This is a genomic window from Heyndrickxia faecalis (assembly GCF_040267745.1).
Taxonomy (GTDB): Bacteria; Bacillota; Bacilli; order Bacillales; family Bacillaceae_C; genus Weizmannia; species Weizmannia faecalis.
In genome coordinates, this window is the sequence record NZ_CP158453.1 from 3451484 (window position 1) to 3478361 (window position 26878).

Annotated in this window: 31 protein-coding genes and 1 pseudogene; 3 read left to right on the plus strand and 29 right to left on the minus strand. The window is 47.7% G+C overall.

Annotation, left to right across the window (positions count from 1 at the left end):
* Nucleotides 1–45: 45 nt before the first annotated feature.
* Nucleotides 46–1110, plus strand: a pseudogene (locus tag ABR335_RS16385) (C45 family autoproteolytic acyltransferase/hydolase).
* Nucleotides 1111–1364: 254 nt separating this feature from the next.
* On the opposite strand, the gene ABR335_RS16390 reads toward ABR335_RS16385, so the two are convergent.
* On the minus strand, nt 1365–2003 hold the full coding sequence (locus tag ABR335_RS16390; RefSeq protein ID WP_017551211.1) for a KinB-signaling pathway activation protein: 639 nt from the start codon (nt 2001–2003) through the stop codon (nt 1365–1367).
* 254 nt (nt 2004–2257) lie between these two features.
* Between ABR335_RS16390 and gerD the strand changes: the two genes are divergently transcribed.
* Complete coding sequence (gene gerD / locus ABR335_RS16395; protein WP_014096470.1) at nt 2258–2812, plus strand: spore germination lipoprotein GerD; 555 nt, start codon at nt 2258–2260, stop codon at nt 2810–2812.
* 31 nt (nt 2813–2843) lie between these two features.
* Here the strand turns inward: gerD and ABR335_RS16400 are convergent, their stop codons facing one another.
* The 6 genes from ABR335_RS16400 to sat all read right to left on the minus strand — a co-directional run bounded on the left by ABR335_RS16400 (nt 2844) and on the right by sat (nt 8834).
* The gene (locus tag ABR335_RS16400; RefSeq protein ID WP_014096471.1) at nt 2844–3896 is read right to left on the minus strand and encodes an Mrp/NBP35 family ATP-binding protein; all 1053 of its coding nucleotides are present in this window, start codon (nt 3894–3896) and stop codon (nt 2844–2846) included.
* A gap of 95 nt (nt 3897–3991) precedes the next feature.
* Nucleotides 3992–4705, minus strand: a complete 714-nt coding sequence (gene cwlD, locus ABR335_RS16405) for an N-acetylmuramoyl-L-alanine amidase CwlD (RefSeq protein ID WP_014096472.1) — start codon at nt 4703–4705, stop codon at nt 3992–3994.
* A 92-nt stretch (nt 4706–4797) separates the two neighbouring features.
* On the minus strand, nt 4798–5241 hold the full coding sequence (locus tag ABR335_RS16410; RefSeq protein WP_014096473.1) for a YbaK family protein: 444 nt from the start codon (nt 5239–5241) through the stop codon (nt 4798–4800).
* A 118-nt stretch (nt 5242–5359) separates the two neighbouring features.
* Nucleotides 5360–6841, minus strand: a complete 1482-nt coding sequence (locus tag ABR335_RS16415; protein WP_014096474.1) for an amino acid permease — start codon at nt 6839–6841, stop codon at nt 5360–5362.
* Nucleotides 6842–7040: 199 nt separating this feature from the next.
* Nucleotides 7041–7646, minus strand: a complete 606-nt coding sequence (gene cysC, locus ABR335_RS16420) for an adenylyl-sulfate kinase (protein WP_014096475.1) — start codon at nt 7644–7646, stop codon at nt 7041–7043.
* A gap of 33 nt (nt 7647–7679) precedes the next feature.
* On the minus strand, nt 7680–8834 hold the full coding sequence (sat, locus tag ABR335_RS16425) for a sulfate adenylyltransferase (protein WP_014096476.1): 1155 nt from the start codon (nt 8832–8834) through the stop codon (nt 7680–7682).
* Between the two features lie 612 nt (nt 8835–9446).
* Here sat and ABR335_RS16430 point away from each other — a divergent pair.
* Entirely contained in the window at nt 9447–11399 is a 1953-nt protein-coding gene (locus ABR335_RS16430; RefSeq protein ID WP_014096478.1) for an alkaline phosphatase family protein, read from the plus strand.
* Nucleotides 11400–11572: 173 nt separating this feature from the next.
* Here ABR335_RS16430 and ABR335_RS16435 read toward each other — a convergent pair whose 3' ends face one another.
* The 22 genes from ABR335_RS16435 to ABR335_RS16540 form a co-directional block, all read right to left on the minus strand.
* Nucleotides 11573–13630 carry a catalase gene (locus tag ABR335_RS16435; RefSeq protein WP_350346389.1) on the minus strand — a complete coding sequence of 686 codons (2058 nt, stop codon included), beginning with the start codon at nt 13628–13630 and terminating at the stop codon, nt 11573–11575.
* Nucleotides 13631–13911: 281 nt separating this feature from the next.
* Nucleotides 13912–14304 carry a 30S ribosomal protein S9 gene (gene rpsI, locus ABR335_RS16440; RefSeq protein WP_013858111.1) on the minus strand — a complete coding sequence of 131 codons (393 nt, stop codon included), beginning with the start codon at nt 14302–14304 and terminating at the stop codon, nt 13912–13914.
* Nucleotides 14305–14325: 21 nt separating this feature from the next.
* Entirely contained in the window at nt 14326–14763 is a 438-nt protein-coding gene (gene rplM, locus ABR335_RS16445; protein ID WP_014096480.1) for a 50S ribosomal protein L13, read from the minus strand.
* A gap of 200 nt (nt 14764–14963) precedes the next feature.
* Nucleotides 14964–15701 (minus strand): tRNA pseudouridine(38-40) synthase TruA, encoded by a 738-nt coding sequence (truA, locus tag ABR335_RS16450; protein WP_014096481.1) that lies wholly within the window; start codon nt 15699–15701, stop codon nt 14964–14966.
* The gene (locus tag ABR335_RS16455) at nt 15698–16507 is read right to left on the minus strand and encodes an energy-coupling factor transporter transmembrane component T family protein (protein ID WP_014096482.1); all 810 of its coding nucleotides are present in this window, start codon (nt 16505–16507) and stop codon (nt 15698–15700) included. Before ABR335_RS16455 ends, truA begins: the two co-directional genes overlap by 4 nt.
* Nucleotides 16504–17373, minus strand: a complete 870-nt coding sequence (locus tag ABR335_RS16460; RefSeq protein WP_014096483.1) for an energy-coupling factor ABC transporter ATP-binding protein — start codon at nt 17371–17373, stop codon at nt 16504–16506. The genes ABR335_RS16455 and ABR335_RS16460 overlap by 4 nt, the downstream gene beginning before the upstream one ends.
* Nucleotides 17349–18197, minus strand: a complete 849-nt coding sequence (locus tag ABR335_RS16465) for an energy-coupling factor ABC transporter ATP-binding protein (RefSeq protein WP_014096484.1) — start codon at nt 18195–18197, stop codon at nt 17349–17351. The genes ABR335_RS16460 and ABR335_RS16465 overlap by 25 nt, the downstream gene beginning before the upstream one ends.
* A gap of 531 nt (nt 18198–18728) precedes the next feature.
* The gene (rplQ, locus tag ABR335_RS16470; protein WP_014096486.1) at nt 18729–19145 is read right to left on the minus strand and encodes a 50S ribosomal protein L17; all 417 of its coding nucleotides are present in this window, start codon (nt 19143–19145) and stop codon (nt 18729–18731) included.
* Nucleotides 19146–19193: 48 nt separating this feature from the next.
* Nucleotides 19194–20138: a DNA-directed RNA polymerase subunit alpha gene (locus tag ABR335_RS16475; protein WP_014096487.1), complete on the minus strand. Its 945-nt coding sequence runs from the start codon at nt 20136–20138 to the stop codon at nt 19194–19196.
* 182 nt (nt 20139–20320) lie between these two features.
* A complete protein-coding gene (gene rpsK, locus ABR335_RS16480; RefSeq protein ID WP_013858103.1) occupies nt 20321–20710 on the minus strand; it encodes a 30S ribosomal protein S11 in 390 nt (129 codons plus the stop codon).
* A gap of 21 nt (nt 20711–20731) precedes the next feature.
* Nucleotides 20732–21097 carry a 30S ribosomal protein S13 gene (gene rpsM / locus ABR335_RS16485; RefSeq protein ID WP_013858102.1) on the minus strand — a complete coding sequence of 122 codons (366 nt, stop codon included), beginning with the start codon at nt 21095–21097 and terminating at the stop codon, nt 20732–20734.
* Between the two features lie 21 nt (nt 21098–21118).
* Nucleotides 21119–21232, minus strand: coding sequence for a 50S ribosomal protein L36 (gene rpmJ / locus ABR335_RS16490; protein ID WP_003156543.1), 114 nt, complete (start codon nt 21230–21232; stop codon nt 21119–21121).
* 102 nt (nt 21233–21334) lie between these two features.
* A complete protein-coding gene (gene infA, locus ABR335_RS16495; RefSeq protein WP_013858101.1) occupies nt 21335–21553 on the minus strand; it encodes a translation initiation factor IF-1 in 219 nt (72 codons plus the stop codon).
* Nucleotides 21554–22120: 567 nt separating this feature from the next.
* Complete coding sequence (locus ABR335_RS16500) at nt 22121–22771, minus strand: adenylate kinase (RefSeq protein ID WP_014096488.1); 651 nt, start codon at nt 22769–22771, stop codon at nt 22121–22123.
* Nucleotides 22772–22820: 49 nt separating this feature from the next.
* Nucleotides 22821–24113, minus strand: a complete 1293-nt coding sequence (secY, locus tag ABR335_RS16505; RefSeq protein WP_014096489.1) for a preprotein translocase subunit SecY — start codon at nt 24111–24113, stop codon at nt 22821–22823.
* Nucleotides 24113–24553, minus strand: a complete 441-nt coding sequence (gene rplO / locus ABR335_RS16510; RefSeq protein ID WP_013858097.1) for a 50S ribosomal protein L15 — start codon at nt 24551–24553, stop codon at nt 24113–24115. Before rplO ends, secY begins: the two co-directional genes overlap by 1 nt.
* A 30-nt stretch (nt 24554–24583) precedes the next feature.
* The gene (gene rpmD / locus ABR335_RS16515; protein ID WP_014096490.1) at nt 24584–24763 is read right to left on the minus strand and encodes a 50S ribosomal protein L30; all 180 of its coding nucleotides are present in this window, start codon (nt 24761–24763) and stop codon (nt 24584–24586) included.
* Between the two features lie 13 nt (nt 24764–24776).
* Nucleotides 24777–25277, minus strand: coding sequence for a 30S ribosomal protein S5 (rpsE, locus tag ABR335_RS16520; RefSeq protein WP_014096491.1), 501 nt, complete (start codon nt 25275–25277; stop codon nt 24777–24779).
* Between the two features lie 23 nt (nt 25278–25300).
* Nucleotides 25301–25663: a 50S ribosomal protein L18 gene (gene rplR, locus ABR335_RS16525; protein WP_014096492.1), complete on the minus strand. Its 363-nt coding sequence runs from the start codon at nt 25661–25663 to the stop codon at nt 25301–25303.
* Between the two features lie 31 nt (nt 25664–25694).
* Entirely contained in the window at nt 25695–26231 is a 537-nt protein-coding gene (rplF, locus tag ABR335_RS16530; RefSeq protein WP_014096493.1) for a 50S ribosomal protein L6, read from the minus strand.
* Between the two features lie 29 nt (nt 26232–26260).
* Nucleotides 26261–26659, minus strand: coding sequence for a 30S ribosomal protein S8 (rpsH, locus tag ABR335_RS16535; RefSeq protein ID WP_013858092.1), 399 nt, complete (start codon nt 26657–26659; stop codon nt 26261–26263).
* A 29-nt stretch (nt 26660–26688) separates the two neighbouring features.
* Nucleotides 26689–26874, minus strand: coding sequence for a type Z 30S ribosomal protein S14 (locus ABR335_RS16540; protein ID WP_014096494.1), 186 nt, complete (start codon nt 26872–26874; stop codon nt 26689–26691).
* Between the last annotated feature and the right edge of the window lie 4 nt (nt 26875–26878).

The following is a 26878-nucleotide window of genomic DNA, read 5'->3' on the forward strand; positions in this document are numbered from 1 at the left end:
ATGATATGAAAGGATATCCAAATGGGCTTGCAGGTGAATGGAATAATGAAGCAAATTTTCAGCACAGTGGTCCAATTTCGCGGGTCACATGAAAAATTCGGTTATATGCAGGGGCTTGCATTAAAAGAATCCCTTTCCATCCAAAACCGCGACAATCAATGGAAAGTCAGAAAACCGCGGTTTGTAATCGACCTTAACGAAACGAAAGACGCAATCACCCGCTTTGCACCCGGAATCTGGGACGAGTTGTGCGGATTGCAGGAAGCACTGAAATGGCCGATGGAAAAAGTTTTGCAGGAATTTGGCGGCTACCGGGTGGATTACACAAAATCAGGCTGCTCGATTTTAACAGGCGATGGCTATCTCATCCGCAACTATGATTACCATCCTAAAACCTATGAAGGACGCTATGTCCTGTACCAGCCAACCGACCAGGGGTACGCGATTGCCGGGCCGAGCCAGCGCGTCACCGGGCGGATGGACGGCATGAATGAAAAAGGGCTCGCCATCGGCTATACGTTTATCCATCGAAAAAGTCCCGGCGACGGGTTTATTTGCTGCATGATTGGCAGGCTGCTACTGGAATCATGCGTAAATATTGACGAAGCCGTTGCCATGTTAAAAGAAATTCCGCACCGCCATTCATTCAGCTATGTCGTTTATGATAAAAGCGGGGAAACCCGGATTGTCGAAGCCTCTCCGCGCGCGGTCGCCGTGCGGAACGGAGATATTTGCACCAATCATTTTGAAACCCTCAGCAAAGAAAACCGGCATCATCTCAGCGATTCGATGCGCAGAACCGCCATTTTGGAACAGGAAAAAGGGCATCTATCCAGCGCCCGGGACGCGTTTCAATTATTAAATAGCCGGGATAAAGGCGTTTTTTCAGAACTATACGCTAGCTGGGCGGGCACAATCCATACTTCCGCTTACCTGCTAAAGCAAATGGAAGCCTGGTTCGCTTTAGGCGGTGACTGCTAGCCGGTGAAAATTGACTTTGCCAAATGGCTGTCAGGAGAAGACTTGCCCATTGAAAAGATCACCGGCGAAGTGGATACGGATATCCCCTTCCTCCATATGGACAAAGGGGCCGACTGGTTTCAAAAATGATCGAAACCGCGGTCATGAACCATGGATTCCGGCCGCGGCATCCTTTACCGGAAAAATGCTGCGGTTGCAAAAATGGAATCATCCGGTGCTCTGTGTCGTATGGAGCAGAAGCCATGGACTCTTCTATTGCTTTTTTCATGGGCCGCGGGCGTTTCAAGCGTTCCCACTGTTATCGTGTCTATTGCCAGCTGAGAAAATTTTTATGCATTTACTGCCCAGACAGCAAAAACCGGATACCCCATCAGGCTCCGGTTTTAGTTTGCCGTCTTTTCTTCTGCGATCTTGCGCAATGCTGCTTTTTCCTCTTTTTCCTTTTGGGAGCGCTTTAAAAAATGTGGAAGCGCAAGCAGCTGGTAAGCATTGCAGATGAGAAGCGGGAAAAGCATAAGATAAAGCGAGGATATGCTATTGACACGCAAAGCTGGCACCCACTCGAGAATGGTCACTGCCACCATGAAAAACAAGGCAGGAATAAAAGCCCCTGCACTTTTTGCCTGCTTCGTCTTAGCAGCTGCCGCCACAAACGCGGACACAAGGATCAGTGCTGCAAACAGCAGGGACTGGCGGGTATCCGCGCGGAAGTACACAAAATCGAACAGTACATAACAGGCTGCAACAAGCTGAATGGCCTGCCAAACAAGCCGCGAACGGAAAATGTCAAGCCCGAGCTGGTGCACGGTTAACCAGGCGAAGAAACCTACCTGACTGACAAGACTGAAAATCAAGCCCAACCCCGCAAACCAGAAAAACGCGCCAGCGATGGACAAAAGATCCGCATGGGCAAAATAAGGCGCCATTTCCGGCCAGCGGACGAAAAACCCGAGAATCCCGGCCGACACCCCTCCGATGGCAAGAGCGGCAAAAAAGAAACGAACCCAGTTCCGGCTTGTCAATCCCCATCCCCCTTTGCCTTTAAAGTACCTTTATTGTAACAGAGAATCATGAGAAAAATCCAGCACATCATGCCGGCTTTCCCAACTGTACTGTTTTACCAATCCGCACGATGAAGCCGGTTTTTGCAGAGCTGTAGCACGATCAGGCTCCGGTCCCGGGAAAAAATTCCAGTGCTTTTAAGCCTCCCCGCCGAGCGCATAATCCGAAAAGAACTTCACATATTAAAGATAGAATGAAGAAGGGAGCCAAAAGCATGAAACCAAGAACCGTTTTGCTCCTGATCAGCCTTTGCGCTGCCCTTACAGCCTGCTCGGGCGAGGCTTCAACAGGCGGGCAAGCGGATTATAACCAGACGAAAAAAATGGTCATTGACATATTGAAAACCGATGAAGGAAAAAAAGCGCTGCAGGACGTGATTACAAGCGACGGAATGAAAAAGAATCTGGTCATTGACAAGGCGTACATGAAAGAAGCGATCGAACAAACATTAACTTCCGATAAAGGCAAGGCTTTTTGGAGAGAAGCCATGCAGGATCCGAAATTTGCCGCCGCGGTTGCAGACAGCATGAAAACTGAAAACAAAGCGCTGTTGAAAAGTTTGATGAAGGATCCGGATTACCAGGCAATGATGATGGATATTTTAAAAGACCCGGCTTACGAAAAAGAAGTGCAAACGATGCTAAAGAGCAAAGAAATGCGGAAAACCATGCAGGAGGTTGTCATCGATACGTTTAATGACCCGGCTTTTAAAGCGAAAATGGAAGACAGTCTGCTGAAAGCGGCGAAAACGATGAAAGACAAAAAGTAGCGGCGGGATTTGGCTCCGCCGCTTTCCACATTTATTTTTTCAGCTTGTCCACAATTTTTTGTGCGATTTCCGTATAAATTTTTCCGAGCCGGTGGTCTTCGGCATAGATGGACGGCGCGAAATCATGTTCATTCCAGTCCGGCTGCTGAAGCGGGAGCTGACCGAGCACTTCGGTCCGCAATTCTTCGGCAAGTTTTTCCCCGCCGCCGCGACCAAATACATACTCGCGTTCGCCGGTCACCTTGCTTTCAAAATAAGCCATATTTTCAATGACACCGAGCAAATTGTGTTCCGTCCGGAGTGCCATCGCGCCGGCCCGTGCCGCAACGAAAGCCGCAGTCGGATGCGGGGTTGTCACGATAATCTCATTGCAGCGCGGCAGCATCGAATGGATATCGAGCGCCACATCCCCGGTGCCCGGCGGCAAGTCAAGCAGCAAATAATCGAGGTTGCCCCATTCCACTTCATGGAAGAAATTGTTCAGCATTTTGCCAAGCATCGGCCCGCGCCAGATCACCGGCGCATTGTCTTCTACAAAAAAGCCCATCGAAATGACCTTGACCCCGAACCGTTCCACCGGGATAATTCTTTCTCCGCGGACAACCGGACGCTGCATAATGCCCATCATGTCCGGCACGCTGAATCCGTAAATATCGGCATCAATCAGGCCGACCTTTTTCCCAAGGCGGGCGAGTGCAACCGCCAAATTGACGGAAACGGTCGATTTCCCAACGCCGCCCTTGCCGCTTGCAATGGCGATAAATTCCGTTTTGGCGGAGCCGAGCGGGTTTTTGTTGTCTTCCTGCAACAAATCGCGGAACCGGTCGAGCGTTTCTTTCGGCAGTTCGCCGAAACGGATGCCGACTGTATTCGCGCCAATCCCCTTCAATGCTTTCACAATGGCCATCTGCAGCTGCAGCTGTTCGCTTGTACCAGTTTTGGCAATCGCTACTTTGACACTGACATGCTGGATCTCTTCTTTGATTTTGATTTCGAGGATCCCTTTTGTTTCTTCCAGCGTTTTATGTAAAAAAGGATCTTCAAACCCTTTTAACACGTCGTAAACCTGTTGTTCCGTCAACATTTTCTACACCATCCTTAAAATGAAGTCGTTTCCAGCTTGATTCCAGTATACCATACAATGGCAGTGTTTTGCGCTGGAACGGCTCCGGATGCTTGTCAGTTCTTTAAGTCCTTTTCTTTTGTAAAGTAGCGCATAATCCCTTCATAAATGGATGCCGCCACCTTTGTCTGGTACGCATCGGATTTTAATTGCTCCCGCTCCCCGGGATTGGACAAAAACCCGATTTCCACAAGGCAGCCCGGTTTTTTCGCATGCTTCAGCAAATACACATTGGACAATGTTTTGGAAGCCCGGTTTGTATTTTCGAGATTCCGGACCAGCTCCGCCTGGATAAACGTGGCGATCCTTTTATTTTCAATCATAGTCGGGGCGTAAAAAGTCTGGGCGCCGTGCCACTGCGATTGCGGAATAGCGTTCAGATGGATGCTGATAAAAAGGTCCGCTTCCGACTCGTTGATCAGGGAAAGCCTTTTTCTTAAATCCTCCACTTTGCGGCGGCTGTAGCCCTTTGTCTCGTTATCAGCAAGGTCTGTATCCGTTTCGCGCGTCATAATAACAAGCGCGCCCTGCTGCTGAAGATAGTCTTTGATTTTGGCCGCCACACTTAAGGCAACATCTTTTTCCAGCACTTCATCTCCCGTTGCCCCGCCGTCCGGCCCCCCGTGCCCCGGATCCAGATAGATGATTTTCCCGGAAAGCGGCAGATTCCACGGGCGCCACGTATCTTTTTGGAAAAACTCAAACTGCACAAGTAAAAATAAAAGGGTGACACCAAGCAGAAACCCCGCAATTTTGATTTTCCGTTTCATCACAATCTCCCTCTCCCTGTCCTTATTGAAAAGTTATGGGACAAGGGAGGAAAATAGAACTGCAAAAAAGGGAGCCGCAAAACGGGCATCCCCTAATGAAGCCGCAGTTTCCGCCTTTGTTCGCCTTTTTTAAAGCCGTAAGACCAAAAGTAGTCGGCAAACTGCTCGCATGTATAGTAAATGGACTCCTGCATCGTATCATTGCCGAATGTCCAATAAAGCCAAAAATTGTACAGAGTATCTGTAATATGCTTTAATTCGGTTTCGCACCGTTTCTTTGCCTGCTCGGCCGGCTCGCCGTAATACCCGAACCGGCTGTAATGGCCGCCCAATAAATAGGCTTCAATGGCGACATCGTAACACCCTTCTTCGATCCCCTGCTCCATCCACGCTCCCCCGTTGATCCGGAACGAACCGAAATGGGACTGGAAGCTTTTCTTCAGCACTTCAACCGGCAGTTCGCGGAGCAAATTGCGTTCCGCCTTCATTTGCCTCTCCCGTCTTTTCGCAGACAGGGTGGTAATGACTTCATTCATCTCTACCCACTCCTTACCGGTATTGTACGCGGGCGTAGAGGCGTCGATACTTTATAATGATTTCCAAACAAGGAATCGATATCGCAACATGGGCGCGCGCTTTAAGCCAACACACCGCTCAGGAGCGCGCATCCTTTTTTTCAGTATGCTCCGGCTCCTGGTCAAATCCCCGGTCATCAATCCGGCATGCCTCAAGCGGGATGACTTTTGTCCGCTTTACGAGCTTGTAGCCGAGCCACATGATGGCAAAAAGCGGGATGCCGAGATACGCGGCAATGGCGCTCATCCAGTCGATACGGCCGCCGAGGAATGCCTGATAATCCTGCGCAAGAATAACGATCACGCCGACAATCAGCGCAAAAATCGGGCCGAACGGGTACCATTTCGCATGGTAAGGGAGATCGTCAAGTGAACGTCCCTGGGCGAGATACGCTTTCCGGAAACGGTAATGGCTGGCGGCAATCCCGAGCCAGAAAATAAAGCCCGTGACGCCCGCTGCATTCAACAGCCAGATATAAATGGCGCCGTCCCCGAATGCGGATGCGAGAAATGCAAGCGCGCCGACAATGGCCGTGGCAACAAGGGCTGCGACCGGCACACCGCGTTTGTTCAGTTTGCCGAAAAACTTCGGCGCCTGGCCTTCATGGGCCATTGCATACAAAATCCTTGTGGAAGCATACAGGCTCGAGTTTCCCGCCGACAGCACAGCCGTTAAAATGACCGCATTCATCAGGGATGCAGCAAATGCAAGCCCCGCTTTTTTAAAGACAAGCGTAAACGGGCTCACCATTACATCCGTACTTTGCAAACTTTTTGTCGTATAAGGGATAATCAGCCCGATGACAAGAATTGCAAGGACATAAAACAACAAAATGCGCCAGAAAATGCTTTTGATTGCTTTCGGCACGTTTTTGCGCGGATTCTCGCTTTCCCCGGCTGCAACGCCGACAATTTCCGTCCCCTGGAATGAAAATCCGGCTGTAATGAACACGCCAAGCACGGCAAGCGCACCACCGTGGAAAGGCGCATCCCCGATTGTAAAGTTTTTAAAGCCGGCCGGTGCCCCGCCCAATATGCCAAATATCATCAAAAAGCCGGTAACAATAAAAAGGATAATGGTCGCCACTTTGACAAAGGAAAACCAGTACTCTCCTTCGCCATAGCCTCTCACGGACAAAATGTTCAAAAGAAAAATCACGAGCAAAAACAGGCCGCTCCACAACCAGCTGGGGCTGTGCGGAAACCAAAATTTCATGACCAGCGTCGATGCCGACAGTTCCGCTGCAAGACAAATGGCCCAGCTGTACCAGTAATTCCAGCCGAGCGCAAAACCGAGCGCCGGATCAATAAAGCGGGTTGCATACGTACTGAATGCCCCGCTTGTCGGCATAAATGAAGCCAGTTCCCCGAGGCTTGTCATAATAAAATAGACCATCACACCGATAACCAAATAGGCAAGCAGCGCTCCCCCCGGGCCCGCCTGGTAAATCGCGGCGCCGCTTCCGAGAAAAAGCCCGGTCCCGATCGAGCCGCCGAGTGATATCATGGTCAGATGCCGCGCCTTTAAACGCCGTTTCAGGCCGGATTTTTGTGTTGCCATCGTATGTTCATCTCCATTTATCTATCATACGCATCTGGTTAAAATAAATCACAACGTCCATACCATAGCACAAAAAATTCCGGATGAAAACAGGATTTTGCATATTTCCAGCATTTTGTTGCATAATCTTACATCCCTATGTAGAAAAACGTGCAGCAAGGTCTTGCACCTGCTGCACGTTTGCCGTTTATAAAACCGGCTACTTTTCGATGTACCCTTTTTCTTCCAAAAAGCGGATCACCTGCCCGACAGACTGTTCCAGCGGCTGTTTGTCGGTTTCCACGACAAGTTCCGGATGTTCCGGGGCTTCATAAGGGGCATCTATACCGGTAAAATTTTGTATTTCCCCATTGCGGGCTTTTTTGTATAAGCCTTTCGGGTCCCGCTGTTCACATGCTTCCAGCGGGCAATTCACGTAAATCTCTACGAATTCATTGTCTTCGACCAGTTCGCGCACCATGTCCCTGTCAGCACGGTACGGTGAAATGAACGCCGTCAGCACCATTACGCCGGCATCCACGAACAGTTTTGACACCTCTCCGATGCGGCGGATATTTTCTTTCCGGTCTTCCGGGGAAAACCCGAGATTTTTATTCAACCCGTGGCGGATATTATCGCCATCAAGGATATACGTGCGGATCCCCCGCCTGTGGAGTTCCTGTTCAACGGCGACGGACAGCGTGGATTTCCCCGCACCGGATAACCCGGTAAACCAGAGGACTGCGCTGGAGTGCCCGTTTAACCTCCGGCGGTCTTCCTTTTTAATTTTGGTTTCATGCCATGTGATATTGGTTGCTTTCGCCATGCGGCCGGTTCCCTCCTTGTGATTTGTGGACGTTTAATTGTGCACTTTCATCCCTTTGATCAGCACTTCTGCCACTTCCGGCCGGGAAAATTCTTTCGGCGGTTTTTGGCCGACGCGCAGCATTTCGCGCACTTTTGTCCCGCTCAAATGAATATGGTCTTCTTTTCCGTGCGGACAGGTTTTCGTTGTGGCCATATTGCCGCATTTCGTGCAGTAAAACGCATGCTCAAATTTTAAAATGGTGATGCCCAGTTCCTGCTCCACAGTGCTGATCAGTTCCTGTGCTTCATACGTCCCATAATAATCGCCGACACCGGCATGGTCCCGGCCGACAATGAAATGGGTGCAGCCGTAATTTTTACGGACGAGCGCATGCAGGATTGCTTCCCGCGGGCCTGCATAGCGCATGGCGGCAGGGTAAATAACAAGGCGCACACGATCTTTTGGATAATAATGTTTCAAAATCACTTCGTAACTTTCCATCCGGATATCCGCCGGAATATCATCGCTTTTTGTCTCGCCGACAAGCGGGTTTAAAAGCAGCCCGTCAACGATTTCAAGCGCGCTTTTCTGAATGTATTCATGGGCGCGGTGGACCGGGTTGCGCGTCTGGAAGCCGACAATCGTTTTCCAGCCGAGGGATGCGAACAATGCCCTTGTTTCTTTCGGATCTTTATAATAAGCGGCAAACTCGTCATGATTCGGGCGGTTTAAAAGCGTAACCGGCCCTGCAAGATACACATCCCCGTTTTCATATAAGCGTTTAACGCCGGGGTGCGCCGGGTCGGTTGTCCCGTACACGAGCCTTGCTTCCCGTTCTTTGTCCACTGTATACTTTTCTTCCAGTGTGAGCGTGCCGTAGATCACGCCGTCTGCACCTTTTAATGCGAGCGTTTCGCCGGTTTCAAACCTTTCCGCTTCCTCTTCTGTTACGGGAAGCGTGATCGGAATACTCCAGATAAGGCCGTTTGAAAGCCGCATATTTTCCACAACCGTTTCATAATCCTGCTTCCCCATAAACCCGGTCAGCGGGCTGAAGCCGCCGATACCGATCAGTTCCAGGTCGGAGATGCTCCAGTCGGAAACGGTTAATGCCGGTAATTGTTCTGCCTGTTTTAAAGCTTCCGCACTGTGGTTTTCCCGGTTTACCAATATACCGCCGTGCGGGATGCTCGTTGAAAAAGCCATGTTCCAATTTCCTCCACTCGTTTGCATTTTTCCTATAAAAACAATTGGAATACTTCCGTAATATTTATTTTAGCATTAAACAGATTATTTTTGCATTTATTTTTTTGCAGATCTTGGCGGATCACGGTACAGCTCGCCGTAATCATTTAAATAATCCTGGTATAGCTTCTCGACCGCTCATGATATGCCCTGGACTGAAAGACTTCCTTCAAGGGCAAGCAAGTATCTCCGTGATGTCTACACGCTGCATCAAATCGTCAAGGCTTGTTTGCAGTGCCGGGGGAAGAAAAGATTGATTTTCTGCCTCAGCTTCGTTTCGTCTTCCAGCTATGGCAAATGAAAGGTGCCGGCAATTTAAAGTGACAATCAAGTGTATGATCAAACCGTTCTTCGTGTGAAAAAATGATCCGCTTTAATCCGTAAGTTCGGATGGAGAATGGGTCCTAAGTTGCCGCTGGCGGAGATCGCAATTCCATTATGAAGATGCTTAAAAAATGATGAACAAGTTAGCCAGTGCCTTAGCTTCCCTGTTTCCGCGCTTTGTTTACCTGCAGCCATCAAGGGAAAATAGAATGCTGACAGTACATATAAGAAAGGAAGGAAGGAAGGTCCATGAAACGATTCAGCCGTTTGCTTCAGTACATCCTGCCGGCCGCCCTCCTTTGTGCGCTTGTTCCGGGCCGACCCCTGGCTGCATCTGAAAAAGGGACCATTGTTGTCGTGTCTTTTGACGGCATGAAAAACGATTATGTCCACGAACATAAAAAGGAACTGCCGCATTTAAACAAAATTATGAAGCATGGATTTGATGCCAAAGACATTACAGCGGTTTATCCGTCCCTCACCGCCGCCTCCCATGCTTCCATTGCAACAGGGGCCAAACCGGAAAAAACCGGCCTGGTCAGCAATGCATTTCACAATAAAAATTTTAAACTGACGGACACAGAGGATGCCTTCTGGTCTGCGTTGGACGTTCCGGCCATCTGGTCTGAAGGACGGAAACACGGAAAAGTGACGGCGACGATCTGCTTTCCCGGCTCCAACCCGGAAGTTTCAAAGGCGCATGCCGATTACGCCATCTATTACAAGGATACTTTTGCAAAAAGTGACCTTGTCCATCTTACATTCCGTCCCGCCAAAGGATGGAACAATGCCCCGAAAAGCCGGAAACCGCTAAAAGAAGCCGTTTACCGGTTAAAACTTAAGGGAGCAAAGAACCGGACCATTCATGTGCTGGCTGCCGCTCTTCACCATGATGCGTATGACCTTTTCTATTTTTCGGACAACAAAACGATTGAAGATAAAGATGCGCGAGTGGGTGTCAATCAATGGGGCAGTTTCACGTTAAATGAAAATCATCAACCGGCCGGCTTCTGGTTCAAGATGAAAAAAACCGACCGCACCCTGTCGAAAGCGGAAATGTACCGGACAGCGGTCACATCTGCCGCAATCAAGGGACCGGGGGATTTTGCCAAAACGATAAACAGCCTGTTCGGATTTTTCCCTGTGGATGAAGACTTGGCTGCCTTCAAAAAAGGCTGGATTACCCGGACAGAATATGAAGACATCTCCACCCGCTTTGCCCAATGGGTGCAAAATGTCTCCTTATTCATTAAGGATCGCTATAAACCGGATCTGCTCATGTTTTATGAGCCGCAAATCGACCATGAAGAACATGCCTATTTGTCAACAGACCCGCGCCAGCCCGGCTATTCCGATAAAAAAGCAAAAACATATGCGGCCCGGGTCCGTTGGGCGTATCAATTGGCCGACCATACAGTTGGAAAAACATTGCAGTCACTCGGGGAAAATGACAAATTGTTTGTTGTGTCAGACCACGGCATGGAACCGATGCACACTGGGCTCTCTCCGAATTACGAGCTTAAAAAACACGGTCTGCTTGTTTTAAAGAAAAACGGAGAAATTGATTTGAACCGGACAAAAGCGTATGCAGTTGCTTCCGGCACGATGGCCCATGTCTACATCAATTTGAAAGGAAGTGAGAAAGGCGGAATTGTTTCTAAACAAGATTACGGGAATGTGCAGCAGGAGGTGGCAAAAATCTTTTCGTCTGTCCGCGATCCACGCATCCTTGCTTCAAAATCCAAACTGGCGGGTTTCTATCTTTCGGACTGGTGGCAAGGCATAACAAACGGGCATAGCAGCTGGTCCACTACAAAAGAAACCATATCGTCCCTGTATGATACGGTAAAAAATGACCCGGCCCGGCCGTACGAGTCCGTGATCAAAGCGCAAAGCAAAAAAAGTGAGTGGTTTCACCACCCGCATGCCGGTGATGTGACGCTTGTCGCAGCGAGAGGTTACATGATGGATTCGGACATCTCTTCCTCTTTCCATGCCCCGTCCGAACTTAGAAACCACGGTGGCAACCCGGAAAGGAGTGATCTGCGCCCGGTTCTGCTTGCATACGGAAAGGACATTCCGCATAAAAAGGTATCGCGCCGGCTTTCTTTAATCGACATTGCCCCGACGCTTTACCGGATGATGAACGTGCCTGCGCCTTTCTTTGTGGACGGGAAAGAAATAAAAGAACTGGTGCCATAATGGCGGGAGAGAGGGCAAAGCCGCTGCTTGCGGCGGCTTTGCTGTTTTTTTATGGTTGATGTTTAAAATGTAGTCGAAGGATTATCAATTTTATCATCTTTACAAAATATTTATATGCTCAATTATTATTCAGGAGAGGCTAGAACGAGCGTGCCCCCATATAAATAACTATATTATTTTCTATTCCAAAAACGTTGCTGAGCGATAGCAGCGACAAACTCCTCACCGAAGTAAGGATTATTTGCGGCAAAAACGACCCCGAGTAAGTTATTCTTCTCTGTTGCTTTCATATAAGTATGTGCAGTTGTTGCAACACCAATCGGTTTATAATGTTTGTATGCTTCACTTACAAAACGCATGATATGCTGACTGAACCTTGTTTCATTTCCGGAACTTCCGCCAACGATATAGAGTGAATCAAACAGGTTGGGATTTGTTGTTAGAAATGTTTTATTCACTTTGAATCTCGTGCCATCTGTCCCTGTCACCGTTCCAAACTTTTCGCCAACAAAGTCGATAAAAACACCATATTTCCGCAAGAGACCAATGACAGTTTTTACCTCTTTCCCATTAAAATGATTGCCGATTAGAACGCCCACTTTAAGCGAATATGGATATTTTGGCGTATTCATCATGCTAAGAGCCGGGGAACTTGCTGTAACTGGAACTTGCACCCCGCTCGGACGATTCACACCAACATATTCAGCAATAGTGGTTGCCAAACCTTCATCAACATTGGCAAACATATCAACGACTTGCTGGCGAACTGATTGGCTTTTCACGTTTCCGAGCTGAAAGCAAAATGCTTGTGTAATATGCTGCTTCTCAACAGACGACATACTATTCCAAACCAGTCTGGCCTGCGAAAAGTAATCTTTAAACGATTTGCTTTCCGCTTTAATCTTGTGCCCCTCTACCTTCTCCTTGTAATGCACATACCCGCCTTCTGCCGGACTGGAAGTGGCAGGAGTATTATGCGCTAAGGAATTTTTATGATAGTTTATTTTTCCAACATTGATTTTTTGTTGCATATACCCGCCTTGCTGGTTATTGTGAACCGGGCAGATGGGACGATTGATCGGTATTTCATTGAAGTTTGGCCCGCCAAGTCGGTGCATTTGTGTATCACGATAAGCAAATAATCTGCCTTGTAAAACCGGATCATTGGAAAAATCTATTCCCGGGATCACATTTGCTGGATTAAACGCTACCTGTTCTACCTCCGCAAAGAAATTATCAACATTTTTATTTAATGTCATTTTCCCGATAATTTCTACGGGAACCATTTCTTCCGGCCATAATTTGGTAGGGTCTAAAATATCGAAACCATACTTAAATTCATCATCCTCATCAATCATTTGTACACCTAATTCAAATACAGGGTAAGCTCCAAGCTCAATGGACTCCCACAGGTCTCTTCGATGGAAGTCGGGGTCCACCCCACCAATAATTTGCGCTTCATCGATTAGTAATGAATGAACGCCAAGGACAGGCTTCCATTGAAATCTTACAAAAGTAGCTTTTCCATCATCGTTTACAAATCGAAAGGTATTAATACTGAACCCTTGCATCATTCGCCAACTTCTGGGAGCGGTTCGATCAGACATTGCCCACATAATGAAATGAGCAGAAGCTTGATTATTGGCAACAAAATCCCAAAAATTATCATGAGCGGGTGAGGCTTGTGGGATATCATTATGTGGCTCCGGATTAAGCGCATGTATCGCATCCGCTAACTTAAAGGCATCGTTAAGAATGAATACAGGGAATGAGAGCGCTAATAAATCGTAATTCCCTTCTGTTGTATAAAACTTAGTTGAAAAGCCGCGTGGACCCAATGTCGTATCACTTGACCCTTTATTTCCTTGCATGTTGGAAAATCTAACAAATACGGGTGTCTTTTCCCCGGGTTTCTGTAGAAAGCAAGCTTTTGTATATTGTTTCATTGACTTATACAATTCAAATTCCCCATGTGCCCCGAAACCTCTTGCTTGAACAACTCTTTCCGGTATCCGTTCATGGTCAAAATGCATCTGTTTTTCAAAAAAATAAAAGTCCTCCATTAATGTAGGGCCGCGGACTCCAGCTTTTAAAGTCTGTTCATCATTTGAAATCTTTACCGACTCATTGGTTGTAAGTTTCTTACCTACATTGTTAACACGGAACTGTTCTAGTTGCTCATCCTTTCTATTCACGCTCACTTTCTTCCTGTCGTTTGTTGCTTCATCCATGTGATCACCCTTCACAAATAAACTTCAAACTAATATATTCATACGTTGCAATCCGGTAAATTATGCCGGATCACCCTTTTCAATCTACAAGGAGCAACTTGTCCCAGTATTGCTTGAATATCTAAGATATGAACTATCTCCTCTCGAATCTTTTCGGTACGGAAGTTTATTGTTATAACAGTCTTCTTGCATTTGCTGCGTCACATGTGGTCACGGGTTTTTTTGGACATAAAAAAGACCCTCCCCACATAAGTGAAGAGAGCCTTTGAAATGCCAATAATTTAACGTTTCGAGAACTGAGGTGCACGACGAGCGCCTTTGAGACCGTATTTCTTCCGTTCTTTCATACGGGCGTCACGTGTCAGAAGGCCTGCGCGTTTTAACACTGCACGGTATTCAGGATCAGCCTGCAGCAATGCGCGGGCAATACCGTGGCGGATTGCGCCAGCTTGGCCTGTGAAACCGCCGCCTCTTACGTTTACGAGAACATCGTAGCTGCCGTTTGTTTCTGTTATATTCAATGGTTGTTTAATCACTTCAACTAAAGCTTCGAACGGAATGTAATCTTTTACATCACGCCCGTTCACCGTAATATTGCCATTTCCAGGAACTAAGCGGACACGTGCAACAGAACTTTTGCGGCGTCCAGTTCCGGCGTATTGTACTTGTGCCAAAATAATGCCCTCCTTTTAAAATTATCCGCGAAGTTCGTAAACTTCCGGTTTTTGTGCTTCATGCGGATGCTCTGTACCAGCATACACATGTAATTTTTTAAACATTTGGCGTCCAAGAGAACCTTTCGGAAGCATGCCTTTAATAGCCAGTTCCAGCATTTTTTCCGGATATTTCGTTCGCATTTCGCCTGCTGTACGTTGTTTCAAACCGCCTGCAAACTGGCTGTGGCGGTAGTAAATTTTGTCTTCCAGTTTTTTGCCTGTCAATTCTACTTTAGAAGCATTCAGGATGATCACATGATCGCCCGTATCCACGTGCGGTGTGAAAGTTGGTTTATGTTTGCCGCGTAAAATGGATGCCACTTCAGAAGCGAGGCGCCCAAGGGTCTTGCCTTCAGCATCCACTACGTACCATTTACGTTCAACGTCGTTTGCTTTTGCCATATAAGTCGTACGCATGAGTTACCCTCCTAAAAAATATTCACAAAAACACAGTCATGATCTATTGTCATTATCACAATAAGTTTCCGGGGCTTATCGTGGAGTTAAAAAAACAATACCATAGGTTATATTATCGTTTTGGGGCAAGAATGTCAAGCGAATGTTACGCCTGGCCCGGTTGTTTTTATCTTCTTTTGATCATGCGGATTCATGCTCCGTCAATAAGATACTTTCCATAAATACAACCCTTCCGGCGGCGCAGTTTTGCCCGCATAAATCCGGTTCCGTTTTTCAAGGATTTCGCGCATTTCACCGGGGTCGCGTTTGCCACTTCCGATTTCAAGCAAAGTGCCGGTTAAGATCCGTACCATATTGTATAAAAAACCGTTTCCTTTAAAACAGATCACCAATTCATCGTCCTGCTGCAAAAACCGAATCTCTTTTAACGTACGAATCTTGTCTTCCACCTCTGTTTTCGCTGAACAAAAACTCGTAAAATCATGGGTGCCGAGCACGGTCTCAGCTGCTGCTTCCATCGCCTCGATATCAAGCGAATACCAGACCCTTAACGCGTAACGGTGCTTAAACGGACTGCGGACATGAGAAAAATAGATCCGGTAGCGGTATTCCTTCTCTTTTACCGAGTAGCGGGCGTGAAAAGCAGGGTCCGCATATGCCGCTTTCGAGACCGAAATATCGCCTGGAAGCAGGCTGTTTAAAGCGGCCGGCCAGCTTGTTTCCGGAATAGAAAGATCCGTATCGAAATGGATCACCTGCCCCATCGCGTGCACGCCGGCATCCGTCCTTCCGGAAGCCGCCGTTTTCACGTGGCGGCCTTTATGAAGAGTGGCCAGCGCCTTTTCAATTTCCTGCTGGACCGTCCGCTGCCCCGGCTGGACCTGGTACCCCGCGAATCGGGAACCATCGTAACTGACCGTACATTTTACGCGCTTCATAAAATCCCCCCGTCACGGAACAGCACGAGCAGGACAATAACGACGGCCAGCGCACAAATGGACAGCGTATCAGCCGTACGCCAGACGAGCAGGCGGTATTTCGTCCGCCCCTCCCCGCCCTGGTAACCCCGGGCCTCCATTGCCGTTGCCAGCTCTTCCGCACGTTTGAACGAACTGACAAACAGCGGAATTAATAGAGGAATAATGGCTTTCACCCGGTCTTTTATACTCCCGCCGGAAAAATCGACACCCCGGGCCATCTGCGCCTTCATGATTTTTTCCGTCTCGTCCATTAATGTCGGAATAAACCGCAGGGAAATGGACATCATTAATGCCAGTTCATGGACCGGAAATTTTACTTTCCGGAGCGGCGCAAGCAGCATTTCAATCCCGTCTGTCAGCGAAATCGGCGTTGTCGTCAGCGTCAAAAGCGATGTTAAAAAGATCAGCAGCATAAACCTGAGCGAAATAAACACACCCTGCCGGATCCCTTCACTATAAATATGAATAAATGCATAATGGAAAACAAGGCTGCCCTCGCGATTGAAAAATAGCTGCAGAAAAAAAGTAAAAATGACCAGCCATAAAATCGGCAATAACCCTTTAATAAAAAAGCGGACAGGAACTCTTGAAACCAGCATCACAAGCAAGGTAAAGATTACCAGAATCCCGTAGGTGACCGCATTATTGGCCAAAAATACAATACAAATAAAGACAAATACAAAAATCAATTTTGAACGTGGATCCATCCGGTGAATGACGGAATCGCCCGGAATATAGCGCCCGAAAATCATTTTTTCCATCATACGCGCCCACCCCGTTTCAAAACCGATTGCAATGCTTCCGCAAGTTCTTCCACTGTCAGGCATGTCTTATTGAACTTCATACCGGTTTTTTCCTCGAGCATCGTCTGGAAGCGGACAATCTCCGGCACGCTTAATCCCCATTTTTCAAGCAATCCAGGATCGGAAAAGATGTCACGGGGTGCGCCTTTTTTCATCAATTTCCCCTGATGCAAAATGACGAGTTCATCGGCATATAGGGCGGCATCTTCCATGCTGTGGGTAACAAGCACAGTCGTTAAATGCTTCTTCTGGTGCAATTCGTAAAACATGCCCATCATCTCGTGGCGCCCGCGCGGATCAAGCCCGGCAGTCGGCTCGTCCAGCACAAGCACGTCCGGTTCCATCGCAAGCACACCAGCGATGGCAACTCGCCGCATTTGCCCGCCTGACAGGTCAAACGGCGATTTTGCAAGAATCTCTTCTGAAAGCCCGACAAGCCGGATGAGCTCCCTCGCCCGCTGTTTCGCTTCTTTTTCCGGAACGCCGAAATTCTTCGGGCCGAAACAGATGTCTTTTTCCACCGTTTCTTCAAACAGCTGGTGTTCAGGAAACTGGAACACAATCCCGACTTTTTGCCGGATCGCCTTCAAGTTTTTTTCCTTTTTTCCGGCTTCAATCACCCGGCTGCCGATTGTTACTTTTCCTTTTGTCGGCTGAAGCAGGGCATTCAAATGCTGCAGCAGCGTCGATTTACCTGAGCCGGTATGCCCGATCACGGCGATATAGCGGCCGGACGGGATGGCGAGGGAAATGTCATAGAGTGCAAGCCTTTCAAACGGCGTATTCGGCTGATACCGGTATTCTACTTGTTCAAATGCAATGTCCATAGTGCATCCACCAATTCTTCATCTGTTAAATAAATTTCCGGTAAGTCCAAGCCCCTTGCTTTTAGCGCTTTTGCCATTTTGACCGGGAACGGAATATCAAGGCCAAGCGCAGTCAATGTCTCATCCATTTGAAAAATGTCACGCGGTGTGCCTTCCCGGTAGACCTCGCCGCGGTTCATCACGATCATCCGTTCCGCCTGGGCAGCTTCTTCAAGATCATGGGTAATCGAAATGACGGTCAGCCCTGCTTCTTGTTTCAGCTGTCGAATCGTCTCCAGCACTTCTTTGCGGCCGACCGGATCGAGCATGGACGTGGCTTCATCCAAAATGATCACTTCCGGCTTTAGCGCGATGATCCCGGCGATCGCCACCCGTTGTTTTTGCCCGCCTGATAAATGGTGCGGTTCGCGGTCCAGAAAGTCCGACATCCGCACCCGCTTTAAGGCATCATGGACGCGTTTCACCATTTCCTCACGCGGCACACCGTGATTTTCCAGCCCGAATGCGACATCATCCTGAACGGTTGTACCGACAAACTGGTTGTCGGGATTTTGAAACACCATGCCGACGCGCCTTCTGATCTCCCAGACATTTTCATCCGACAACTTGAGGCCGGAAACCGTTATCGTGCCCTTTCCGGGAAACTGCAAGCCGTTTAAGAGCCTCGCCAGCGTAGACTTTCCGGATCCGTTATGCCCGACAATGGCCAGCCACTCGCCTTTATAAACTTGAAAAGAAATATTTGTTAGTGCATACGTTTCCTGTTCCGGGTAACGGAAGGAAACCTGGTCGATGTCAATGATCACGTTCGTGCTGTCTGCCAATGCCGGATTCCTCCTCTGTAACCTGCTTTTTAGCACGGTTAAAACATGCTAAGCAATCCTTCGCTATTCTCTTCAACTTCATTTCCATCCTGATGGCGGCACCGCAAAGTTGCTTGGGTGTTTACCCAGCCTTTATGCGCCTCGCCACGCGTCAGCAACAGCCCGTTTACAAACGGCTTCTCTTCCGAACGATGATAACCAATGTTTCGCCCGTTTGCTTGTATTTATATTTTACCGTATTGTCGTGCAGTTTGGCGGGTAAAATATCCCCATAATAAAAAAGCCTGCACCCCTCTTCAGTGTAGACGTTAACAATCCGGCGCACAGAAATAAAAAGGGGTGCAAGAGCTAGACGGGCACAAAATGCGCCCATCGTAACACTCACAGTTTATTGCATCACACATAAACGAAAGGGTTTCGCAAGTACAGACCATCCCAGCGCTGCAAAGTCTGCGATTACAAACCGAAAAAAGATAGAAAAAGGGCAAAGAAGCAGTTAAGAACCTTTCAACTGTCCAGCCCTCAAGAAAATCATTCGTTTACTTGCTCTTGATCTTGCTCTTGATTCTGATCTTGCTTTTCTTTTTCAACGAATTCAATAATGGCAACCGGTGCACCATCTCCGCGGCGCGGGCCTACTTTCAAGATGCGGGTGTAGCCGCCCCGGCGATCCGCGTAACGTTCTGCAATGACCGAGAATAATTTTTGAACAGCATCCTGTTTTGTTTCTTCGTCAGCTGTTTCATGGCGTACAAATGCAGCAGCCTGGCGACGGGCATGAAGATCACCGCGTTTTCCAAGCGTAACTAATTTTTCAACAACTGAGCGTAATTCTTTTGCGCGTGCTTCAGTTGTTTCGATACGTTCATTAATGATAAGGTCTGTTGCCAAATCGCGCAGTAATGCTTTACGTTGGGCGCTTGTGCGTCCTAACTTTCTGTAAGGCATGAAGTTCCCTCCCTTATGTTGGATTAATCGCTTTGCCTTCTAACCGGCTCAGTCGTCTTTACGCAAACCTAAGCCCAAATCTTCGAGCTTTGCTTTGACTTCTTCAAGGGACTTGCGGCCAAGATTCCGGACTTTCATCATATCTTCTTCCGTTTTATTGGCCAGTTCCTGAACGGTATTGATGCCGGCACGTTTCAGGCAGTTATAAGAACGGACTGAAAGATCAAGTTCCTCAATTGTCATTTCAAGCACTTTTTCTTTCTGGTCTTCTTCTTTTTCCACCATAATTTCCGCATTTTGTGCTTCATCTGTCAGTCCGACGAAGATGTTCAAATGCTCGGTTAAAATTTTGGCGCCCAAAGCAATTGCTTCTTTCGGGCCGATGCTCCCGTCAGTCGTGACATCCAGTGAGAGCTTATCATAATTGCTGATTTGCCCTACCCGGGTATTTTCGACCTGGTAGTTCACGCGTTGAACCGGGGTATAAATAGAATCTATTGGAATGACACCAATTGGATGGTCTTCCCGCTTATTTTGATCAGCAGGAACATAGCCGCGGCCTTGGTTGGCGGTCATGCGCATACGCAAATGCCCGTTTTCGGCAACCGTCGCAATATAGAGATCCGGATTTAAAATCTCCACATCGCTGTCATGCGTAATATCGGCTGCTGTCACAGCGCCTTCTCCCTGAACATCAATCTCAAGCGTTTTTTCCTCATCGGAATAGATTTTTAATGCCAGCTTTTTGAGGTTCAAAATAATGCTGGTCACATCTTCAACAACGCCTTCAACTGTCGAGAATTCGTGCATCACGCCATCGATTTGGATGGAAGTGACAGCGGCACCCGGGAGTGAGGATAATAGGATACGACGTAAGGAGTTACCCAAAGTAGTACCATATCCACGCTCAAGCGGTTCTATGACGAACTTGCCATAAGTAGCGTCATCGCTGACCTCAACCGTTTCAATTTTTGGCTTTTCAATTTCGATCATTCAAATTAACCCTCCTTCAAAACGTCGAAACCCCGTATAGCACCCCAGAAAGAGCCCTATTCGAAATTCCCCATGCAAAATTCCCTATTATGCATAACAACTGGATCATTCAAATCATTTTTTTTGCAGATTATGCATCATATCCCATTATTGACAAGGATACAAAATCTATACAAAAAAAATCAGACACGGCGACGTTTTGGCGGGCGGCAACCATTATGCGGCACAGGTGTTACGTCTTTAATGGCTGTAACTTCAAGCCCGGCAGCCTGCAGGGCACGGATGGCGGCTTCACGGCCTGCACCAGGTCCTTTTACAGTTACTTCCAAAGACTTCATCCCATGTTCCATCGATGCTTTCGCGGCTGTTTCAGCAGCCATTTGTGCAGCAAACGGCGTTGATTTACGGGAACCTTTGAAACCGAGCGCACCGGCACTGGACCATGCAACAGCATTCCCATGCACATCCGTGATCGTAACGATTGTATTGTTAAAAGTGGAACGAATATGAGCGACTCCTGATTCAATATTCTTTCTTACGCGGCGTTTACGCGTATTTGTTCTGCGTGCCATATGAACAACCTCCTTTGCTTATTATTTCTTCTTACCGGCAACCGTTTTACGCGGGCCTTTGCGTGTACGGGCATTGTTTTTTGTGTTTTGCCCGCGAACAGGAAGACCGCGGCGGTGGCGGAGACCTCTGTAAGATCCGATTTCCATCAGGCGTTTAATGTTCAGAGAAACTTCACGGCGAAGGTCTCCTTCTACTTTCAGCCTGTCCACGATGTCACGAATTTTGTTTACTTCATCCTCTGTTAAGTCGCGGACGCGTGTATCTTCAGAAATTCCGGCCTCAGCAAGAATTTTTTGTGCAGTTGATTTACCAATTCCGTAAATGTATGTTAAAGAAATAACAACACGTTTATCACGTGGAATGTCAACACCGGCAATACGAGCCATACAGGTGCACCTCCTTCAAATTTATCCTTGTTTTTGTTTGTGTTTCGGATTTTCACAGATTACCATTACTTTGCCTTTTCTGCGGATAACCTTGCATTTTTCGCAGATCGGCTTCACAGATGGTCTAACTTTCATGGTTTACCCTCCTTAATATACGGAGTACAAGCCCGGTACCTTTTTTCCAAACAGATTCCCCAGGCAGACTTTCCGTTTCACCGAAAAAGCCGTGTATCTACATTATTTAAAGCGGTACGTAATTCTACCGCGGGTCAAATCATACGGAGACAGTTCAACTGTTACTTTATCACCCGGCAAAATGCGGATAAAGTTCATCCGGATTTTTCCCGACACATGTGCAAGAACAGTGTGACCATTTTCTAATTCTACCTTAAACATGGCATTCGGCAAAGTTTCGCTCACAATGCCCTCAACTTCAATAACGTCATCTTTCGCCATCGAACTTTTCTCCCTCCTCCTAACATTTAGGACCTGGCAATGATACTTTTCCAAAACCTTAAAACGATCAGGCTCGCCAAAACTCCCTCTTCAGGAAGCGGTCGGCCTGCTGCATATTCACGTAAACCGGCTGATCCGAGGGGCCGGCAAGAGCTGATAAACGTTCCCAAGGTTACATGGTTCTTTCATGTCAGTCTTGACCAATCCCATGTCCGGCATACATGTGAACGAACGAAAGCCATTTGCACAGAATTGAATTGCATGAGAGACGTTCGAATGACGCTTACTGGCAATCCTGACAACGGAAGCCGCCTTCCTCATCTATTGATTACAAGTTAACGGATGAAGCAAATCGCCAATAAAACAGAGCCGTCATTTCACCCGTGAAATATCCAGCGGTGAAAATGCCACGAAAACCATTATAACCTTTTTAAGCGGAAATTGCATCAAACTTGAAAAGTTTTTTACCGTCAGGACATGGCCGAAAAGCCGGCCGGTTAAAACTTCCAAAGGTGGTTTCCATCCAACGTGATTGCGGCTCTCATGAATTCACCAAGTCGTTCACGTTTAACCCAGTTGGCTCAGCAATTGATCGATATCCGCAAAAACTTGATGAATATCCTGCTGGCCGTTTACATTCCGCAAATAGCCTTTTTCCTCATAAAAGTCCAGTAGCGGCCGGGTTTGTTTCATATTGACATCGAGCCGGTTCCCGACAGTTTCTGCGTTGTCGTCCGCCCGTTGGTACAGCGGGCCGCCGCATTTGTCGCAAACGCCCTCCGTTTTTGGCGGATTAAACACGAGATGGTAAGTCGCACCGCAATGTTCACAGATTCTCCGGCCGGTCAGCCGCTCTGTCAGAATCTCCCGGTCCACCTCAATATTGATGACATAGTCAAGCTGTTTGCCAAGGCTGCTTAAAATATTTTCCAAAGCTTCTGCCTGGGCAACCGTCCGCGGGAAACCGTCAAGCAGGAAGCCATTTTTGCAGTCATCCTTGCTTAACCGTTCGCGCACGATCCCGATCGTTACTTCGTCAGGGACCAGTTCGCCTTTGTCCATAAAGGACTTGGCTTTAAGCCCCAGCTCCGTTTCTTCCTTTATTGCCGCCCGGAACATGTCTCCGGTGGAAATGTGAGGAATGGCATACTTATCAATGATTTTTTCGGCTTGAGTCCCTTTACCGGCTCCGGGAAGGCCCATTAACACTAGATTCATCGTACAGCCCCCTTATTCCTGACATGGTCTCAAAAAAACGAAACCATTTTTATTTGATAAAGCCTCTGTAATGGCGTTTAACAAGCTGTGCTTCCAGTTGCAGCATCGTTTCAAGCGCAACCCCGATCACAACGAGCAGGCTTGTGCCGCCGATTCTGGCGGAAGCCGGGAGCCCGATGACATTCGTGAAAATGACAGGCAGAATGGCAATCACAGCAAGAAAGATCGAACCGACAAATGTCAGCCGGTATAAAACCGAAGTGACATATTGCTGTGTGTTTTTGCCCGGGCGGATCCCCGGAATATAGCCGCCTTGTTTCTTTAAATTGTCGGCAAGCTGCTCCGGATTGACTTGTACGAATGCGTAAAAGTACGAGAAAGCGATAATCAACGCCACATAAATCAAAGCTCCGACCGGTTTTGTATAATCAAAAATATACTGGATGGTGCTTGCCACACTGCTGGAACCGAAAAACGAAGCGATCGTCTGCGGCGCAATAATGAACGAAATCGCAAAGATAACCGGAATGACCCCGGCAGCATTGACCTTTAAAGGCAAATGCGTTGACTGCCTGCCGGTTGTTGCCCTGCCGGAAATGTGCTGGGCATACTGGACCGGTATCTTTCTCGATGCCTGCTGGAAATAGATGACTCCGACCACAATGGCCAGAATAATCAATGCAAGAAAAGCCAGCAAAACAATCTTCAAAAACAGCTGGGAACCGGCATTTTCAATTTGCTGCGCGTAAATCTGGTTGATGGCTGTCGGAATCCCGGCAATAATGCCGGCCATAATCAAAATGGAAATCCCGTTTCCTACACCTTTGGCCGTAATTTGTTCGCCAAGCCACATTAAAAATGTGGTGCCGGCTGTCAGCGTAAGTGCGATGATCAAATACGTCCAGAAACCGGACTTCGTAATCAGTGCCCCTTGCGCCAAATTATTAAAGCCATATGACATGCCGAAGCCTTCAATCAAAGCCAGGATAACCGTAAAATAGCGTGTAAACTCATTCAGCTTACGACGCCCCACTTCACCCTGTTTTGCCCACTCGGCAAACTTCGGCACAACATCCATTTGCAAAAGCTGCACGATAATGGAAGATGTGATATATGGCATAATGCCCATTGCAAAAATGGAAAAGTTCTTCAGCGCACCGCCCCCAAAAGTGTTTAGAAAACCAACTAAACCGTTTTGGGTGGAGGCATCCAAAACGGAAGCATCCACATAAGGAACAGGAATAAAGGCTCCTATGCGGAATACGACCAGCATGAGGAGGGTGAAAATAATTTTATTTCTTATCTCACCCACACGCATAAAATTGGCGATTGTCTTGAACATTAAATCACCTCGGCTGTACCGCCGGCAGCTTCTATGGCTTCTTTGGCAGCAGAGGAGAATTTATGTGCTTTTACGGTCAATTTTTTCTCAAGTTTGCCGTTTGCAAGCACTTTTACACCCGATTTTTCCTTGCTGATGACACCTGTTTCCAATAAAAGGGCAGGCGTTACTTCCGTGCCGTCTTCAAAACGGTTTAAAACGTCAAGGTTCACAATGGCATACTCTTTACGGTTAATGTTCGTAAAACCACGTTTTGGCAAACGGCGGAACAACGGGGTTTGACCGCCTTCAAAACCGAGGCGTACACCGCCGCCGGAACGAGCGTTTTGACCTTTGTGCCCTTTGCCGGCTGTTTTTCCGTTGCCGGAACCAATACCACGACCGACACGGTTGCGTTTTTTACGGGATCCTTCTGCAGGTTTTAATTCATGAAGTTTCATGGTTGCACCTCCTTATCTTAAAATCGAAAATTATTGTTCCGATACGGAAACAAGATGGGACACTTTATTGATCATGCCGCGAATTGCAGCATTGTCTTCTTTCTCAACAGTCTGGTTGACTTTGCGCAGGCCGAGCGCTTTTACCGTTTCGCGCTGATCCTGCGGGCGGCCGATGACACTGCGGGTGAGGGTGATTTTCAATTTTGCCATGAGCGTTCCCTCCTTAACCTAATAATTCTTCGACAGATTTATTGCGCAGTTTCGCAACTTCATCCGCACGCTTCAATTGTTTAATGCCGTCCATTGTAGCACGGATCATGTTAATCGGTGTGTTTGAACCAAGCGACTTGGACGTAATATCCGCAATACCCGCAAGTTCAAGGATCGCACGGACAGGGCCGCCGGCGATAACACCGGTACCAGGGGAACCCGGTTTCAGCAAGATTTTGCCTGCACCGAAGTGGCCGACAACTTCGTGCGGAATCGTTGTGCCCGAAATCGGTACCTCAACAAGATTTTTCTTCGCATCTTCAACAGCTTTGCGGATCGCATCCGGCACTTCCTGCGCTTTTCCGGTTCCAAATCCGACATGTCCGTTCCGGTCGCCAACAACGACAAGTGCGGAAAAGCGGAAACGGCGTCCCCCTTTTACCACTTTGGCAACGCGGTTAATCGTAACAACACGTTCTTCTAACTCAAGTTTGTTTGGGTCAATACGTAGCATGTAAAATTTCCCCTCCTTTTTGATTAAAATTGTAATCCGTTCTCACGGGCTGCATCGGCAAGCGCTTTGACACGGCCATGATAGAGGTATCCGCCGCGGTCGAAAACAACTTCTTTGATGCCTTTTTCCATTGCGCGCTTTGCAATCAATTCGCCCACCTTTTGTGCAGCTTCCGCATTGCCGGTTGACTCAAGGCTCAACTCTTTATCGAGCGTGGAAGCGCTGGCCAGTGTGACGCCATTTGCATCATCAATCAATTGGGCATAAATATTTTTGTTGGAACGATAGATATTCAGGCGCGGACGTTCAGCCGTTCCGCTTAATTTTGCGCGGACGCGTGCATGCCTTTTTTTGCGTACTTGATTTTTATCCGGCTTCGTGATCATCGAATTCACTCCTTTCTCATCCTAGGCGGCATTATTTACCGGTTTTACCTTCTTTTCTGCGTACATATTCGCCTTCATAACGAATCCCTTTGCCTTTATAAGGTTCAGGCGGGCGGACGTCGCGAATGTTGGCGGCAAATGCGCCGACACGTTCTTTGCTTACGCCTTTTACAACAATTTTTGTATTGGAAGGCACTTCGACTTCCAGGCCTTCTTCCGGTTCAAATTCAACAGGATGGGAGTAGCCGACGTTCAATACGAGTTTTTTGCCTTGTTTTTGGGCGCGGTATCCAACCCCGACCAGTTCCAAAGATTTTTCAAAGCCTTTCGACACCCCTTCCACCATGTTTGCGAGCAGTGCGCGGGTCGTTCCGTGCAAAGCGCGGTGGTTTTTGCTGTCTGAAGGGCGTGTTACGTGAATGATATTGTCTTCTACGGTAATGTTAATATCAGGGTTGAAGCTGCGGATCAGCTCGCCTTTAGGCCCTTTAACCGTAACTGTATCTCCGTTAATGGTTACCGTAACGCCGGATGGAATTTCAACCGGTTTTTTTCCTATACGTGACATAATTTACACCTCCGTTCAACGTCAAATGATTACCAAACGTATGCTAAAATTTCTCCGCCGACATTGTTTTTCCGTGCTTCTTTGTCGGTTAAAACGCCTTGAGAAGTAGAAACAATTGCGATGCCAAGCCCGTTCAGCACTTTCGGCACTTCACCTGCTTTTGCGTATACGCGCAGGCCCGGTTTGCTGATACGCTTGATCCCTGTAATGACGCGTTCGTTGTTTGCGCCGTATTTCAGGAAGATCCGGATAATCCCTTGTTTGTTATCCTCGATATATTCAACATCACGCACGAAACCTTCACGTTTTAAAATCTCGGCGATCTCTCTCTTAATCTTGGAAGCCGGGACTTCCAATTTTTCATGACGCACTGTATTTGCATTACGGATACGCGTAAGCAAATCTGCAATCGGATCAGTCATGACCATTTCTTTTACCTCCTTCCCAAATTCGGGTTTTACCAGCTGGCTTTTTTCACGCCAGGAATTTGACCTTTATATGCAAGTTCGCGGAAACAAATACGGCAAAGTTTAAATTTGCGAATGACGGAATGCGGCCGGCCGCATCGTTCGCACCGCGTATAAGCCTGAACTTTATACTTCGGTTCACGTTTTTGTTTCGCAATCATTGATTTTTTAGCCACGTTT